The following is a 13,580-nucleotide window of genomic DNA, read 5'->3' on the forward strand; positions in this document are numbered from 1 at the left end:
GCGCGCTGTGGATCCGTCACCCGAGGTCGGTTTGGGGGCGCGAATGCCGGGAAGTCGGTACCCGTGCGAGCACTCTTGACGAAGATCGAGCAGGCATCCGGCCTCGACCGGGTGGGTAACCGTTTGCAACGTGTCGTGCTGGCGACTCTGCGCCCGCAGCGGGTCAAGGACCTGCTGCACGGCGTGCCGCTGGGCCATCCGCTGCACCCGGCGATGGTGCAGGTGCCGGTGGGCGCCTGGATCAGCGCGGCGATCCTGGACTTCATGCCCGGGCAGCGCCGGGCCGCCACCACGCTGACCGCGGTGGGTACGGCGAGCGCCGTGCCGGCGGCGGTCGCCGGGCTCAACGACTGGGCGGCGCTCGCCCCCGACCAGCGGCGGGTGGGCCTGGCGCACGCCGCCGCCAACTCCATCGGGCTGGCCTTGTACGCGAGCTCGCTGGCGGCGCGCGTCAGCGGCCGGCACGGCCTCGGTCGGGCGCTCGGCATGGCGGGGCTCGGCGCGGTAAGCATGGGCGCCTACATCGGCGGGCACCTGGCGTACAAGCAGGGTGCGCAGGTCAACCAGAGCATCTCCGAGCTGCACCTGATGAGTGAGGGGTGGCACGAGCTGGGTGACATGGCGGCGCTGCCGCAGCGCCAGCTGATCACCCGGGAGATCGACGACGTGGCGGTCATCCTCTACCGGCACGGCGAGGACGTCACCGTCATGCTGGAGCGCTGCCCGCACCAGAGCGGACCGCTCGGCCAGGGCCAGGTGCAGGAGATCAACGGGCATGACTGTGTGGTCTGCCCGTGGCACGGCAGCACCTTCCGGCTCAACGGCGGCGAGGTCGTGCACGGCCCGTCCGGCAACGACCAGCAGATCCTGCCCACCCGGGTCCGCAACGGCGTACTCGAGGCCCGGCTGCCCTGACCGCGCAGCGCGACGGCCGCGGGCGGACCAGCGGTCAGTCGCGCCGGTGCCGGCCGGACGACGGCTCTTCGGCAGCGCTCGCGTGCGCGCGGGCCTGGCTGGCCGCCGCCGCGCCGCCCCGACCTCGCGTCGCCCCGCCACCGGCCGGGCCGCCGCGCGCGGTCGTGTTCCGCGTGGCGCCGCGCCCAGTCAGGCCGCCGCGCGCCGTCGTACCCGCCCGGGCCCGGCCCGGGACGCTGAGCCGCGCGCCGGCGGCGGCCGGCCGGCGGCGCAGCCCGAGCACCGCGCCGATCTGCGCGCCCACGATGCTGGCCACGGCGAGCACGGCGGAGACCGCGAGCGGGCGGTTCACCCGGTCCGGCTCGCCCACCCGGGCCGCGCCCACGGTCATGGCCGGGGCCTCGCCGCGGGGCGCCTCGGCCGCCGGCGGGGCCGGCGCCGCGGATGACGTCTCCTGCCCCGGGGTGGCCTGGCTCGGCGCGGCGGGCGGTGCCGGCCGGGCCGGCGCGGGGCGGGCGACGAGGTGACCGGTGGCGTGCGGTCGAGCACCCCGATCGGTGGCCTGTTCGGGAAGCTTCAGCAACTGCCCGGGGCGGATCCGGTCCGGGTCGCCGAGCCGGTTCAGCCGGGCCAGCTCCCGGTAGTCGGCGAACTCGTCCAGGTAGCGCTCGGCGACCGCGCCCAGATAGTCACCCTTCGCCACCCGGTAGACGGGCACCTCGGCGGACCGGGTGGCCCGGACCGGGGCGGTCGCGGTCGCCGCGACCGGCCCGGTGACCAGCGAGAGCCGCGGCGGGATCGCCGTCGTCGCCCCGGGGACCGCCTGGGCGACCGCGGCCGACGCCGCCGGCGCGGCGTACGACGGGGCGCCGGCCACTGCGGCGGCGCTGGCGGCCGGCGACGCGGCGACGATCAACGCGACCGAGCCGACCAGGGCGGCGGCGGCGCGCTGCTGCCGGCTCATCCCGGGCAGTCGGGGTGCCGGCCGGCGCAGCGCCTGGGCACCCAGCTCGACCAGCACCGAGAAGGCGAAGGTGGCCCAGCCGAACCAGCCGGCCAACGCCAGCGCCCGCAGAAAGAGCTGCCCGTCGTCGCGACTGGTCAGCACGGCGCCGACCTCGGTGATGGTGGGTACGTGGTCGGGAAGCGGATTGCCGGCGAAGGCGAGCAGCGCCACCGGGGCGCCGACCAGCACCGCGCAGAGCACGACGAGCGAGCCGAACCCGGTGAGGACCCGTCCGGTCCGGCGAGCGGCGGAGCGACCCATGGCTGCCTTCCTTCCTACGGCGCCCCGGTGAGGGCCCGAGCGGTCGCCTCACCGGTGACGGTGACGGTGTTGTCGAAACCGAAGAGGCCGAGCATCGACCGGCGGTAGGTGACGGTCACCCGGACGTTGATCAGCGTCTCCCCGCCGACCACCGGAAAGCTGACCGAGTGCCCGGCGGTGCCGGCGGCGGCGAGGTAGTCCGCCACGGCGGCGCGGGCCTGCTGCTGGTCGATGCGCTTCGGCCCGCCGGCGATGGCGGTGGCCCGGTCGATGGCCTGCCCACCGGTACGGGCCGCCTCGGCGGCGAGGTTGTCGGCGCGTTGCAGGGTGCGCAGCTGGCCGGCCCCGTCGAAGGAGAGCCCGATGACGGCGAGCACCCCGACCATCGCCACCGCGAGGAAGATGCTCACCCGGCCCGCGTCCCGCTGCTGGGCGGTTACGGCGGTCATCCCCGGCTCCGGTAGCGGTCGAGCGGCGAGGTGAAACTCGCCGAGATCCGGTTGCCGTCCGGCATCCCCGGCAGCACGGAGAGCCGCAGGTCCCGGTAGGAGACCGTGCAGCGGACCTGGACGGTGACCGCGGCCTCCTGCCCGACCGGGCTGCGGTAGGCCGCGGCGAAGCTGGTTGCCCGGCCGCCCACCGAGCCGCTGAAGGTGAGCGTCGGGGCGCCGTCGCAGGCCAACCCGCGCCAGTCCAGCTGACGGACGGCAGCCTGCCGAGCCGCCTGCCGGGCGGTGTCGGCATTCCGGGAGATCGAGGCGGCCCGCGCCGCGTCGTGCGCGGCGGCGTCGATCGCCTCGGTCGCCACCGCCGTACGCCCGGTCACCCCGGCCAGCACCATCAGCGCGATGAACGCCGGGGCGAGCACCGCCACCTCGATGGAGACCGAGCCACGCCCGGCGTCGCGACTCACGGCGTGGTCCACCGTTCCACCGTCCCGTGCGCGGTCTGTCGCACCGGGAAGCTCACCAGGGGTACGACCGAGAGCGACCTGCCCTGCACCGTGCAGGTGACCTCGGTGGTGGTGGTCCGGCAGCTCGGCCCCGGCCGGTCCCAGCCGACCAGCCAGTCACCGGAGGCGGCGAGGAAACGGTTGGCCCGTTGCGCGCCGGCTCCCTCGGGCGCCTGGTGCACCCGCTGCGCGTTCACCGCGCTCTGCGCGGCGTTCAGCGCGGTCGACCGGGCCACGAACCAGACGGCGACCTGGATAGAGCCGAAGAGCAGCAGCAGGATCAGCGGCATCACCACCGCCAGCTCGACCGGGTTCGCGCCCCGGTCCGTACCGCCTGCGCCCAGCCGCCGGCGTAGCAGCGCCCGAGCGGCCACCAGCCGTGCGGCCGGTGCTCCGCCGCCCGCCGTGCCGCCGGGCACGGCGCGGCACGGACGGCGAGGGACGCGCGGCGGCGCCGGGCGGCGGATGCCGTCCGGCGCCCCCACCGGTGAACGGTCCGGCGCATGGCGCCTTACTTCGGGTTGGTGTGGTTCGGGATGGCGTTCATCCAGTCCCTCGACTTCGTCAGGGCCAGACCGGTGACGATCGTCGCCACGAAGACCAGACCGAAGATGATCACGGCGGTGGGCACCGGGCTGTCACCGCGCTCGCCGTGGCGGCGCAGCTCGGCCAGGCGCGCGGTCAGCGCGACGTGCAGGTAGGTGACGAGGGACATGACGTGCTCCTTCTCTGGGCGGGGTCAGACACGGGCGATGAACGGATAGAGGACGAAGCCGAGCAGCACGAACACCAGCAGCGCACCCGGGATGTCCAGGCGACTGGTCACCCCTTCGGCGCGGGCCAGGTTGTCGGTACGGATCTGGTCGCGCAGCGAGTCGGCGCGGCTGCGCAGGGTCTCGTGGACCTGCGCGCCCTCGCTGCCGGAGGAGCGCATGATCGCCCCGACGTCGCCCAGCTCGGGAATGCCGATCCGGTCGGCCAGGTCGCGCAGCTCGTCCCAGGGCGAGTGCATCTGCATCTGGGCGATGCGCAGCGCCTCGGAGATCCGGTCGAAGACCCAGCCGTCGCAGACCGCGGCGGCCCGCTCCAGCGACTGCACCGGGCCGTGCGCGGCGGAGAGTTGCAACGCCACCAGGTCCAGGTAGGTGCAGACGGCCAGCCGGAACTCGTCGCGGGCGGCCGCGGCCTTGGTCAGCACCGACCGGTGTGCGAGCAGCGCGGCGAGCAGGGCCAGCCCGAGGCTGCCCACCACCGGTACCACCAGCGGCAGCTGGATGCCGAGCACGAAGCACGCAACGGTGAGCAGGGTCGGCGTGGCCAGCCCGATCAGCGCGGAGAGCAGCACCGACAGGGCGTACTGCTCGGGTGTCTGGTCGATCAGCGCGAGCTGCCGGTGCGGCGGTCGCAGCCACCGGGACAGCCCGGTGAGCCACTCCAGTCGACGGCCGCCGGGCCCGGCGGTTGAGCTGGTACCGGGGGGCTGGTGCAGTCGCCGCAGCGCCGGCCCGAGCGCCGGGGTCGCCGGCACCAGCTCGCGGAGCACCAGGAACACGCCGAACCCGACGGCCGCGCCGCTGCCCACCGCGATCCCGAGCTGCCAGTTGAGGATCATCGCGCCGGCCCTCCGTGTGCGACTGCGGGGCTCGCAAGCTCACTCCTCGCGCTCACGCGGGGCCGTCTTTCGTTCGCGACTGCGGGGCTCGCAAGCTCACTCCTCGCGCTCACGGGATGACCTCCTGCGGGTCGGGGGCGGGCAGGAAGCGGGCCGGGCGCTGCGGCTGGCTCATCGAGCGCACCCAGGCCAGCAGGCCGATGAACGCCGCGCCGAGCGCCGCCATCACCACCTGCCCGGTCGGCGTGCCGTACGGGCGGACGTACTCGGTGTTCAGCAGTCCGTAGACGAGGGTGGCCAGGGTCATCCCGGTGAGGAAGCGGACCGCGAACCGGGGTTGGGTGCGCTTGGCCTCGACCTCCCGACGGGTCGCGACCTCGGCTGCGGCGGCGCCGGCGATCGAGCCGAGTACGTCGCCGAGCCGCTCGCCCCGGTCGGTGAGGTGCAGGATCAGCGCGGCCACCACCTGGTCGCAGACCGGGTCGCCGATCTCGTCGGCGAAGGCCAGCAGGGCGGTACGGGCCAGCCAACCGGCCTGGAGTCGGGCGGCGAGCAGCCGTACCTCCTCCTCGATCTCCTCCGGTGCGGTGCCGACCGTGCCGATGATCGACTGTTGCAGCCCCTGCCCGGTGGCGGAGACGTCCTTGAGCCGGCGGGTCCACTCGCCGACCGCCTCGATCCGGGCGATGGCCCGCTGCTCGGCCCGGCCGACGTTGAACAGCCAGGGCGTGCCGGGCACCGCCACCGCGACCAGCAGGCCGACCACCGGAAGGCCGGTGAGCAGGAAGGCCAGCGCGCCGGTCGCCGCCGCGCCGAGCAGCAGCGCCTGGTGCGCCCGCCGCTCCCGGGGGGTGCTGCCCGAGCCGTACCAGAGCCGGCTCAGCCCGGGGCCGGCGCCCGGCTGCGGCCCGGGTGGCCGCCGGGTGCCGACCAGGGCGACGACCACCAGCAGCAGGCCGGCCACGCAGGCGGCCCCGGAGACCACCGCGATCAGTTCGATGTTGTCGCGCATGCCGTCACCGCCGGCCCAGTCGGGTCTGCCGGGACCGCCGCCAGGCACCGGTGCCGGCCTCGATCCACCGGGTCAGCAGCCGGGCGTCGTAGCCGACGCGGAGCAGCTGGTCGCGTACCCGTTCCGGCAGGTGCTGGGGGACCGCCCGGCCGTCCGGCCCGGGGGCGAAGACGGCGGTGGTGGTGATGCGGCCGTGCTCACCGGCCCCGATCACCTCCTCGACGTGCGAGACGAACCGGTGCTTGCGCCCGCCGATCGCGGTCTCGTCCTCGATCGTCACGTAGACGATCAGGTCGAGCGCGTTGCCGGCCATCCGGCGCGCCTGGTCGACGGTCATCTCCCGGCCGTGCGCCAGCGCCAGCTCGACGATCCGCTCGCTCACCCCGGCCGGGGTACGGGCGTGGATGGTGCACATGGAACCCCGGCTGGTGGTCATCGCCTGGAGCATCGGCACGATCTCCCGGGACCGGACCTCGCCGACGATGATCCGCAGCACGCCCATCCGCAGCGAGACCGGGATCAGGTCGGCGATGGTCACCTCGCCGGCCGGCCGGCCGTCCAGTCCGCGCTCGCCGTGCCCCTCCCGGGCCTCGAAGCTCATCACCGCCCGGTGCCGCAGCCGCCGGCGGGCCGGCAACAGCTCCCGGCTCTCCTCCAGCAGCACGTACGGCTCGTCGGGCGGGATCTCGTTCATCAGCGCCCGGATGACGGTGGTCTTACCGGCCCCGGCGAGGCCGGCGACCATGATGTTCAGCCCGGCGCGCATCGACGCGCGGAGGAAGTCGCGCAGCAGCGGGTCGATCATCTCGTCCAGGTCGGCCCGGGAACCGGCGATGTCGTCCAGGCTGACGTCCAGGGTGTTGTGCTTGCGGATCACCGCGTACGGGCGGTGGCTGACCAGGAACACCGCGGCCAGCCGGCTGCCGTCGGGCAGTTGCAGGTCCAGGGTGGGCTTGGAGGTGGAGAGCGACCGCTCGGTGGCCCCGGCCCGGCGGGCCGCCGCCTGGAGGATCTCCACCAGTTCGGCGTCGCTGTCGGCGATCGGCTCGGCCCAGTCGACGCCGCCGCCGTGCCGGGTGATGCGCACCTGGTCGCAGCCGAGGATGTGGACCTCCTCGATGGTGTCGTCGACCAGCAGGGTCTGCAGTCGGCCGAGGCCGATCAGCTCCGCGGTCACCTGGTCGAGCAGCAGCCGCTCCTCGCCGGCGGGCATCGGCGTGCCGGCCCGGCGGACCGAGTCGGCGTACTCGGCGACCACCGTCACGGCGAGCCGGGCCCGCTCGGTGTCCTCCTCGTCGACGGTGAACTCCCGGCCGCGTTGCCACAGGGTGAGCCGTTCGGTCAGCTCCCGGCGCAGCTCGCGGACCACCTGGAAGTCGACCCGGGGCCGGGGTGGCGACTCCGGTGGCGGCGCGGTGGCCGGCGTCGCGGGGGCGTCGGGCGGCGGGTGGTGCCGGCCGTTGGGTGGCGTCAGCGGTGGCGCGGTGGAGGTGGCGGCGCCGGGCGGCTGCCGACGCGGATCTCCGGAGAGCGGCTCAAATCGCATCCGGCACCCCCTGCTGGACGGGCCAGGCGAGCCGTGCCCGGCGCCGGTCCAGCAGCGCGCCGACCGGCACCTCCAGCCCGGCCGCCGCGCGCATCAGCGGCCGTCCGGCCCGCACCGTCCCGCCGAGGGCGAGCACTTTGGCGGTACGCGGGTCGTCAGGCAACCGCGCGATCACCGGCAGCCGCAGCGCCCGGCTGATCTCGCTGCGACTGTGTCCACCGCCGACCAGCAGCAGCCGCAGAGTGCCCGGCGGCACCCGGTGCTCGGCGAAGTCCCGCTGGATCGCCGTCACCGTCGCCCGGGCGGCGGAGAGGTCAGGCAGCTCGGAGCGGGTCACCACCAGCACCACCGAGGCGGCGCGCAGCAGCGGCCAGGGCGGGTTCGCCACGTGCAGCCGACCGCAGTCGACCAGCACGTCGTACGGGGGCGCCCCCCGGTCGAGACCGGTGAAGAAGTCGGCGAAGCGTTGCCACAGGGGGGTGACGCTGCCGGACTGGGTCGGGTCGACCACCCCGGGCAGCAGCAGCCGCTCGCGGTGCGGCGCGTCCAGGTCCACCAGCTGCGACCAGAACGCGGTGTCCAGGTTGCCGTCGCGCAGCTCGCCGACCGCCAGCTCGCCGATGCCGCGCGGCCCGTCGAGCGCGCCACCCAGGTAGCCGGCGAGGATCGAGCCTCCGGCCGGGTCGCACTCGGCGAGTACCAGCCGCCGATGCCAGGTCAGCGCGGCGGCCAGTGCCGAGGTGGTGACGCCCGGGGAGCCCTTCGCCGACACCAGCGCGATGATCGCCATGCTCAGGCCGCCTCGGTCAGCACGACGGCGATCCGTTCCTGCGCGTTCAACGCCACCACCGCCGGCACGTCCCGGACGGCGAGCGCCAGGTAGACCACCACTTCGTCGTCGTTCTCCGAGGTGCTGGTGTCGATCACGGTCGCCTCGAACCGGGTGCCGGCCGTGGCGCTCGACCCGGCGTTGTCGTCGGGGGTGCTGACCAGCAGGACCTTGTCACCGGGGTGCAGCTCCCGGGCGGGCACCTCGGCGAGGTCCAGGCCCAGCGCCACCTGCTGCTGCCCGGGACCGAGCAGCGGATCGTCGGTCAGCTGGGTCATGGTCAGCAGGGTGCCCGGGGTCAGCGACACCGCGGCCCGCTTGCCGACGACCTCGTCGAGCCGGTCGGCCGCTACCGGGGAGAGCCCCTGCCCGCCGGCCACCTGCACCGGCACCAGGTCGTCGGCGTTGAGCTGCCGACCGACCTCCACCGGGCGGGCCACCGCCAGGTAACTGCCGGTGGCCCGGACCGAGGTGACCGCGAAGGCGGCGCCGAGCCCACCGAGGGCGATCAGCAGCACGGCCAGGCCGAGCAGGCCGGGGCGCATCCGGCGTTGCCGGACCACCTTCGGCGGGCTCACCGGCGCCTCCACCGGTCCGGTTCCGTTGCGTGTCGCCAGGCTCATCGGGCCACCGCCGTCCAGATCTGCTCGTTCGTCGCGTTCATCGCGTCACCACCTGGAGTTCGTTGATCTGGATCGGCACGGTGCCGGTGGACCGGGTCACCGGGATGACCCCGCTCTGGCCGCCCCCGCGCCAGGTCACCGTCCAGTAGGTGGTGGCGCTCACCTCGTACCTGCCGGCCTTGGCGTAACCGCGGTGGTAGCCGCAGGTCGGGGAGCGTTTGCCGGCGTGCGGGCCGTTCACCTTGTACTCGGTGCCGGGGCCGTTGCAGGTGACGTGCTGGCCGTCGTCCATGTCCCAGACGATCCGGTCGAACCGGGCCTCGATCGTCACGGTGAGCCCGCGTTCGGTCTCCGACTCGCGGATCACCGGGCCGAAGTACTGCCGGCCCTTGCTGCCCCACATCCAGACCGGCAGCCCGACCAGGCCGGGGCCGGTGCTGCGGCGCGGGGCCACCGCGACCCGGGGCGGCGAGATGGTGATCCGGGCCAGCGCCCTGCGGGCCAGCTCCTCCGGGTCGGGCGGGGCGCCGTAGCCGGGCGGGGGACCGTCGAGCAGCTCGCTGTGCTGATCGCCGAGGTCGCCACCGTTGCAGGTGAGCAGGTACCACTGCTTGCCCTCGGGGGTGTCGGCCGGCTGCGGCTCCTCCAGCTTGTAGTAGCAACCGTTGCCGTTGTTGAACCAGCCGAGCACGTCGTCGTAGCAGCGCACGGTGCGGCCGGCCCACGAACACTTGCCGGTGCCGCCGCCGGAGTCGCCACCCCCGCCGTTGTCGCCACCGCCGCCGTTGTCGCCACCCCCGCCGTTGTCCCCGCCACCACCCGGCGTGCCGGGTTCGTCGTCCCAGACGCTGCAGTCGTGCTGCCCGGGTGGGCAATCGCCGCCCGGGTCGCCCCGGCGGGCGGCGGCCGGCGCGGTGCCGGCAGCGGCCAGCAGCAGAGCCACCCCGAGCACCAGCCCGAGCCGTGCTTGGCGGGGTGTCCCGGTCCGGGGTGGACGGACCGGGACACCCCTTCCTCCCCAGGTCAGCACGGCTGGTCCTGGTGAGCCGCGCCCGCGCTGATCAGCCAGCGGCCGTCGGGATAGCGGGTCGCGGTGGCGGTGGCCAGGTACCGTTTCGCGCCGCTGCCGGGCACCACCCGCTGGTCCTTGGCGTAGACCAGCCGGTATCCGGTCGCGTCGAGGCAGTCCTGGATCTCCACGGTGGCCGGCACCGAGTCGAGGCTGACGGCGGTCACCGTGGGGTCGGACTTCAGCGTCCCGGTACGCATCGCGCCGTGCTCCTTCGCCTCGCGAATTGCCATTCGGACCCGGGTCAACAGCGGATCCGCGAGGAACCGGGACAGTTCCGGCGCGTGCGGATCACTGCGCCGACCCGCCGTACGGGATGCGGCGAGGTAGCCGGAATACGCGTTCAGCGCGGCCTTTCCCGCGGCCTGTTCGTCGGCGTTCCGATCCTTTGCGTGTTCGGCTGCCGGGTGTGCCGGCGGCTGGACGACGGCCTCCCGGCCGGTGCCGCACGCCGGCGCCGATGCCAGCGCCGCGACCGTCAACAGGCAGATTGCCGTTCGGCTGTGCTGCCGTCCTTGCACCGCCGTGCCTCCTCGGTGGCGACCCGGCGGCCACCGCGTCGTCGGCCGCCGGGCATGCGGAAGCGCGCCCGAATGGTCACATCCGGAGCTGTGGATTCGCTGCCGCATTTACGTTTACGGATCTTTCATAAATGCAAAGTTTCGGTGTCTTCCTATCGGCTCGGTGAGGCTTGCGTCACACCCAAGGGGCGAGCATAGGCTGACGTTCGCCGATGCAACAGAGGCAATTCATTCGAACACTCTCCGTGATGACAGGTGGTGGTGAGGGGTGACGGTGGTCGAGTCCGAGCCGGACGTGCGCCAGCGGTACGCGACGAACTCCGGCACTCGGCGCGGTTCGCCCCCGGGCGGGCGGTGCGACCGCCCGGAGCAGGGCTCCGCGCGACCCGCTCGCGGCATCTGGCCCGATCCGTCCCCTGGCGCGGTGTCCCGGTCAACCAACGTGCGGGCCGGCGCGGCACGGCGTCCGGCGGCACCGGAGTGGGCGCCGCGCGAGGTCGCTTTCCGCGCCATCCGCTACACCCTAGCGATCGTTCAGTTACACGCCGTGTTCGTCTTCGGCCGCTCCGGCTGCCCGTCCGGACGGCCGTCATGGCGCTGACCGGCCCGTCGACGACCCCGTCCGGTGCCGGGTCGGCACCGAAATCGGCACCGTCCGAGGCGGTCGAGCCACCCGCCGTCGGCCGGTCGGCGGGGGTGTTGGCCACGCTGGCGTTGACCCCGCTGCTGCGACTGGCGGTGCTGCGGCACGCCGTGCCGCCGGGGGCCGCACCCGGGGCCGGCTGCGCCGCGTGCCGCACGCCGGTCGGCCTGCGGCACCCATGGCCGGCGCTCGGTCCGACCGCCCGCTGCGCGCGGTGCCGGTTCCGGGTCGGGCCGCCGGCGGTCACCGTCGAGCTGGCCGTGCTGGCGGCCGGGGTGGTGCTGCTGCTGCTCGGTCCGCCCGCCGCCGAACTGGCCGCGGTCGCCTGGTGGCTCGGCTGGGCGGTGCCGCTCTGCTTCGTCGACGTGGCCGTGCACCGGCTGCCGGACCGGCTCACCTACCCGGCGGCGGCCGGGGCCTGGGCGCTGCTCGGGCTGGCCGCGCTGACCGGCGGCGCAGCGGGGCCCTGGCTGCGGGCCACGCTGGCCGGGGCCGGGCTGGCGCTCTTCTTCGCCGCCACCACCCTGCTGCTCGGCCGGCGGGGCTTCGGGCTGGGCGACGCCAAGCTGGCGCTCGGCGTCGGCGTGCTGCTCGGCTGGTACGGCTGGCCGGTCCTGGTGGCCGGGCTGCTGCTCGCCCTCGGTCTGGCCGCGCTGGTCAGTCTCGGTCTGCTGGTGGCCGGGCGCGCCCGGTGGTCCAGCCATCTCCCGTTCGGCCCGTTCCTGGTGCTCGGCACGGTAGGCGCCCTGCTGTTGGCCAACTGACCACCGCTCGCCGGGCGCCGCCGTGTCGGCTCAGCGGCGGCCGGCCCCGCCCACCGGGTCGGTGACCGGCCCCTCGGCCTGGCGCGACCGGCGGCGCAGCAGCTCGGCGGCCGGGCGGGCCAACAACGGCGTCACCAGCAGGACAACCAGGGCGCCCAGCAGCACGCCGGCGACCACGTCGTGCGGATAGTGCACGCCGACGAAGGTGCGGGAGAACGCGGCCAGTGCGGCGATCGGCACCGCGATCAACCCGAACCGGCGGGACAGCAGCAGGGTGGCGACCGCCAGCGCGCCGGCGATGGTGGAGTGGTTGCTCGGGAACGACCAGTCTCCCGGCGGCGGGCAGCTGCCGGCGATGATCGCCCTGGTGGCCGCCCGGCACGGCCGGTCCTCGTCCACCACCGTCTTGAGCCATTCGCTGCACCCGTACGCCAGGACCACCGGAACCGGCGCGACCAGGGCGAGCGCCCGGTCCCGCGGACCGCCACCGAGCCGGGTGAAGGCCGCCACCAGCAGCAGCACGCCGAGCAGCAGGATCGACACCTCGGTGAAGTGCCCGGCGAACCACTGCACCGGTTGCGGGCTGTCGGCGGCCGCGTCGACGATGTCCTGGTACCAGTCGACGCTGATCTCCGGTACGTCGGTCGCGCCGGCCTCCACCATGCCTAACCTCACCATCCGTTCATGCTGTGTTCACCTTGAGTAAAGGTACCGATTCCCGAAGTGTCACCGCAGTGTGCTTTGGTCAGCACCCCTCCCTGACCTTCGTCCTCAGCGGTCTCACAGCCGGGTCTGCCACGATCCGGGGGCGTCGTCGGAACCACAGGAGGCTGCGTGCACACCACCGCCACGGCCGGGCCGGCTGGCAGCAGGTCGTCGGAGGGTGACGGGAGCTGGCGGATCCGCCGGACGGCGGCCGACCTGGACCGGCTCGGCGAGACAGAATCGATCTTCGCGCTGAGCAACGGCTGGATCGGCTGGCGCGGCACTCTCGACGAAGGCGCGCCCTACGGAATGCCGGGCAGCTACCTCAACGGCTTCCACGAGCGGGCCGAACTCGGCTTCCCGGAGGACGGCTACGCCTTCCCGGAGTTCAGCGACACCGTGGTCAGCGCGCCGAACGCCACGCTGATCCGACTCTGGGTCGACGGCGAGCCGCTGGACGTCCGCACCGGCACCCTGCGCACCCACGAAACCGTCGAGCTGTGGCACCACGGCGAGCAGGTGCGGGTGGCCGGCGGGGCGCCGGTCAGCGGGGCGATGCCCCCGGTGCCCGACCCCGGCCCCGAGCCGCCCTCCCCGCCGGGCCGGCGGCCGGCCCGGCGCGCCGCGGGCTGAGACTCACGCCGTCTCAAGCCCGCCGGACATCCGCTCGCGGACCTTCTCCAGCTCCTCGAAGGCGTACGCCCAGTTGTGGCACTTGAAGCTGCGCAACCCGTCGATGGCGGTGTGGCAGTCACCGCAGCGGACCCCGGGGATGGCGTCCGGCACCTCGGTGTTGACGTACTTGCGGTCGCCGAGGATCACCATGGCGATCATCGTGCGGTCGTGCACACCGGAGAGCGCCGACGAGACGATGTCGTACCAGGTCACCCGACGGCCGCACTTGGGGCAGTCCGGCTCGTCGCCGCTGACCCAGAGCGGGGCGCCGATGCTGCGGGGCGGGATGCCGAGCAGCTTCTCCAGCCGCCGTACGTCCGCCTCCGGAGTGGTCCAGCGGTGCCGGCCGGGCAGCGAGGCCGGTGAGTCGTAGACGGTGCGGAACAGGTCCGAGTCGACCTGCACGGTCTCCCGCTGACTGGTCATCGGCGTCCCCCCTCGACGATC

17 protein-coding genes are annotated in these 13,580 nt (G+C 74.2%); 3 read left to right on the plus strand and 14 right to left on the minus strand.

From position 1 onward, the window contains the following. Positions 1 to 63 precede the first annotated feature (63 nt). Entirely contained in the window at positions 64 to 915 is an 852-nt protein-coding gene (locus tag AB0C04_RS02115) for a Rieske 2Fe-2S domain-containing protein (RefSeq protein WP_357047023.1), read from the plus strand. A gap of 34 nt (positions 916 to 949) precedes the next feature. Here AB0C04_RS02115 and AB0C04_RS02120 read toward each other — a convergent pair whose 3' ends face one another. From AB0C04_RS02120 to AB0C04_RS02175, 12 genes are all read right to left on the minus strand, one after another. Continuing rightward, positions 950 to 2,182 (minus strand): LysM domain-containing protein, encoded by a 1,233-nt coding sequence (locus AB0C04_RS02120; protein ID WP_357047025.1) that lies wholly within the window; start codon positions 2,180 to 2,182, stop codon positions 950 to 952. 14 nt (positions 2,183 to 2,196) lie between these two features. Next, a complete protein-coding gene (locus AB0C04_RS02125) occupies positions 2,197 to 2,631 on the minus strand; it encodes a hypothetical protein (RefSeq protein WP_357047027.1) in 435 nt (144 codons plus the stop codon). Next, the gene (locus tag AB0C04_RS02130) at positions 2,628 to 3,107 is read right to left on the minus strand and encodes a TadE/TadG family type IV pilus assembly protein (RefSeq protein WP_357047029.1); all 480 of its coding nucleotides are present in this window, start codon (positions 3,105 to 3,107) and stop codon (positions 2,628 to 2,630) included. Before AB0C04_RS02130 ends, AB0C04_RS02125 begins: the two co-directional genes overlap by 4 nt. Next, a complete protein-coding gene (locus AB0C04_RS02135; protein ID WP_357049050.1) occupies positions 3,092 to 3,511 on the minus strand; it encodes a TadE family protein in 420 nt (139 codons plus the stop codon). Before AB0C04_RS02135 ends, AB0C04_RS02130 begins: the two co-directional genes overlap by 16 nt. Positions 3,512 to 3,645: 134 nt before the next feature. After that, on the minus strand, positions 3,646 to 3,849 hold the full coding sequence (locus tag AB0C04_RS02140; protein ID WP_350868280.1) for a hypothetical protein: 204 nt from the start codon (positions 3,847 to 3,849) through the stop codon (positions 3,646 to 3,648). 24 nt (positions 3,850 to 3,873) lie between these two features. Further along, positions 3,874 to 4,743: a type II secretion system F family protein gene (locus tag AB0C04_RS02145; protein ID WP_357049053.1), complete on the minus strand. Its 870-nt coding sequence runs from the start codon at positions 4,741 to 4,743 to the stop codon at positions 3,874 to 3,876. Between the two features lie 112 nt (positions 4,744 to 4,855). After that, positions 4,856 to 5,758: a type II secretion system F family protein gene (locus AB0C04_RS02150; RefSeq protein WP_357047031.1), complete on the minus strand. Its 903-nt coding sequence runs from the start codon at positions 5,756 to 5,758 to the stop codon at positions 4,856 to 4,858. A 4-nt stretch (positions 5,759 to 5,762) separates the two neighbouring features. Beyond that, entirely contained in the window at positions 5,763 to 7,304 is a 1,542-nt protein-coding gene (locus AB0C04_RS02155) for an ATPase, T2SS/T4P/T4SS family (RefSeq protein WP_357047033.1), read from the minus strand. After that, positions 7,294 to 8,094 carry a ParA family protein gene (locus tag AB0C04_RS02160; protein ID WP_357047035.1) on the minus strand — a complete coding sequence of 267 codons (801 nt, stop codon included), beginning with the start codon at positions 8,092 to 8,094 and terminating at the stop codon, positions 7,294 to 7,296. The genes AB0C04_RS02155 and AB0C04_RS02160 overlap by 11 nt, the downstream gene beginning before the upstream one ends. 2 nt (positions 8,095 to 8,096) lie before the next feature. Further along, positions 8,097 to 8,756, minus strand: a complete 660-nt coding sequence (locus AB0C04_RS02165) for an SAF domain-containing protein (protein ID WP_357047037.1) — start codon at positions 8,754 to 8,756, stop codon at positions 8,097 to 8,099. A 37-nt stretch (positions 8,757 to 8,793) separates the two neighbouring features. Continuing rightward, the gene (locus tag AB0C04_RS02170; protein ID WP_357049056.1) at positions 8,794 to 9,690 is read right to left on the minus strand and encodes a hypothetical protein; all 897 of its coding nucleotides are present in this window, start codon (positions 9,688 to 9,690) and stop codon (positions 8,794 to 8,796) included. A gap of 89 nt (positions 9,691 to 9,779) precedes the next feature. Then, positions 9,780 to 10,346 (minus strand): hypothetical protein, encoded by a 567-nt coding sequence (locus AB0C04_RS02175; protein ID WP_357047039.1) that lies wholly within the window; start codon positions 10,344 to 10,346, stop codon positions 9,780 to 9,782. 591 nt (positions 10,347 to 10,937) lie between these two features. Between AB0C04_RS02175 and AB0C04_RS02180 the strand changes: the two genes are divergently transcribed. After that, positions 10,938 to 11,753 carry an A24 family peptidase gene (locus AB0C04_RS02180; RefSeq protein ID WP_357047041.1) on the plus strand — a complete coding sequence of 272 codons (816 nt, stop codon included), beginning with the start codon at positions 10,938 to 10,940 and terminating at the stop codon, positions 11,751 to 11,753. Between the two features lie 30 nt (positions 11,754 to 11,783). Here the strand turns inward: AB0C04_RS02180 and AB0C04_RS02185 are convergent, their stop codons facing one another. Further along, positions 11,784 to 12,431, minus strand: coding sequence for a phosphatase PAP2 family protein (locus AB0C04_RS02185; protein WP_357047043.1), 648 nt, complete (start codon positions 12,429 to 12,431; stop codon positions 11,784 to 11,786). Between the two features lie 156 nt (positions 12,432 to 12,587). On the opposite strand from AB0C04_RS02185, the gene AB0C04_RS02190 reads away from it, so the two are divergent. After that, positions 12,588 to 13,091, plus strand: coding sequence for a hypothetical protein (locus AB0C04_RS02190; RefSeq protein ID WP_357047045.1), 504 nt, complete (start codon positions 12,588 to 12,590; stop codon positions 13,089 to 13,091). Positions 13,092 to 13,094: 3 nt separating this feature from the next. Here AB0C04_RS02190 and AB0C04_RS02195 read toward each other — a convergent pair whose 3' ends face one another. Beyond that, a complete protein-coding gene (locus AB0C04_RS02195) occupies positions 13,095 to 13,559 on the minus strand; it encodes a hypothetical protein (RefSeq protein WP_357047047.1) in 465 nt (154 codons plus the stop codon). Positions 13,560 to 13,580 lie beyond the last annotated feature (21 nt).

Source organism: Micromonospora sp. NPDC048909 (assembly GCF_040649635.1).
Lineage (GTDB): Bacteria > Actinomycetota > Actinomycetes > Mycobacteriales > Micromonosporaceae > Micromonospora.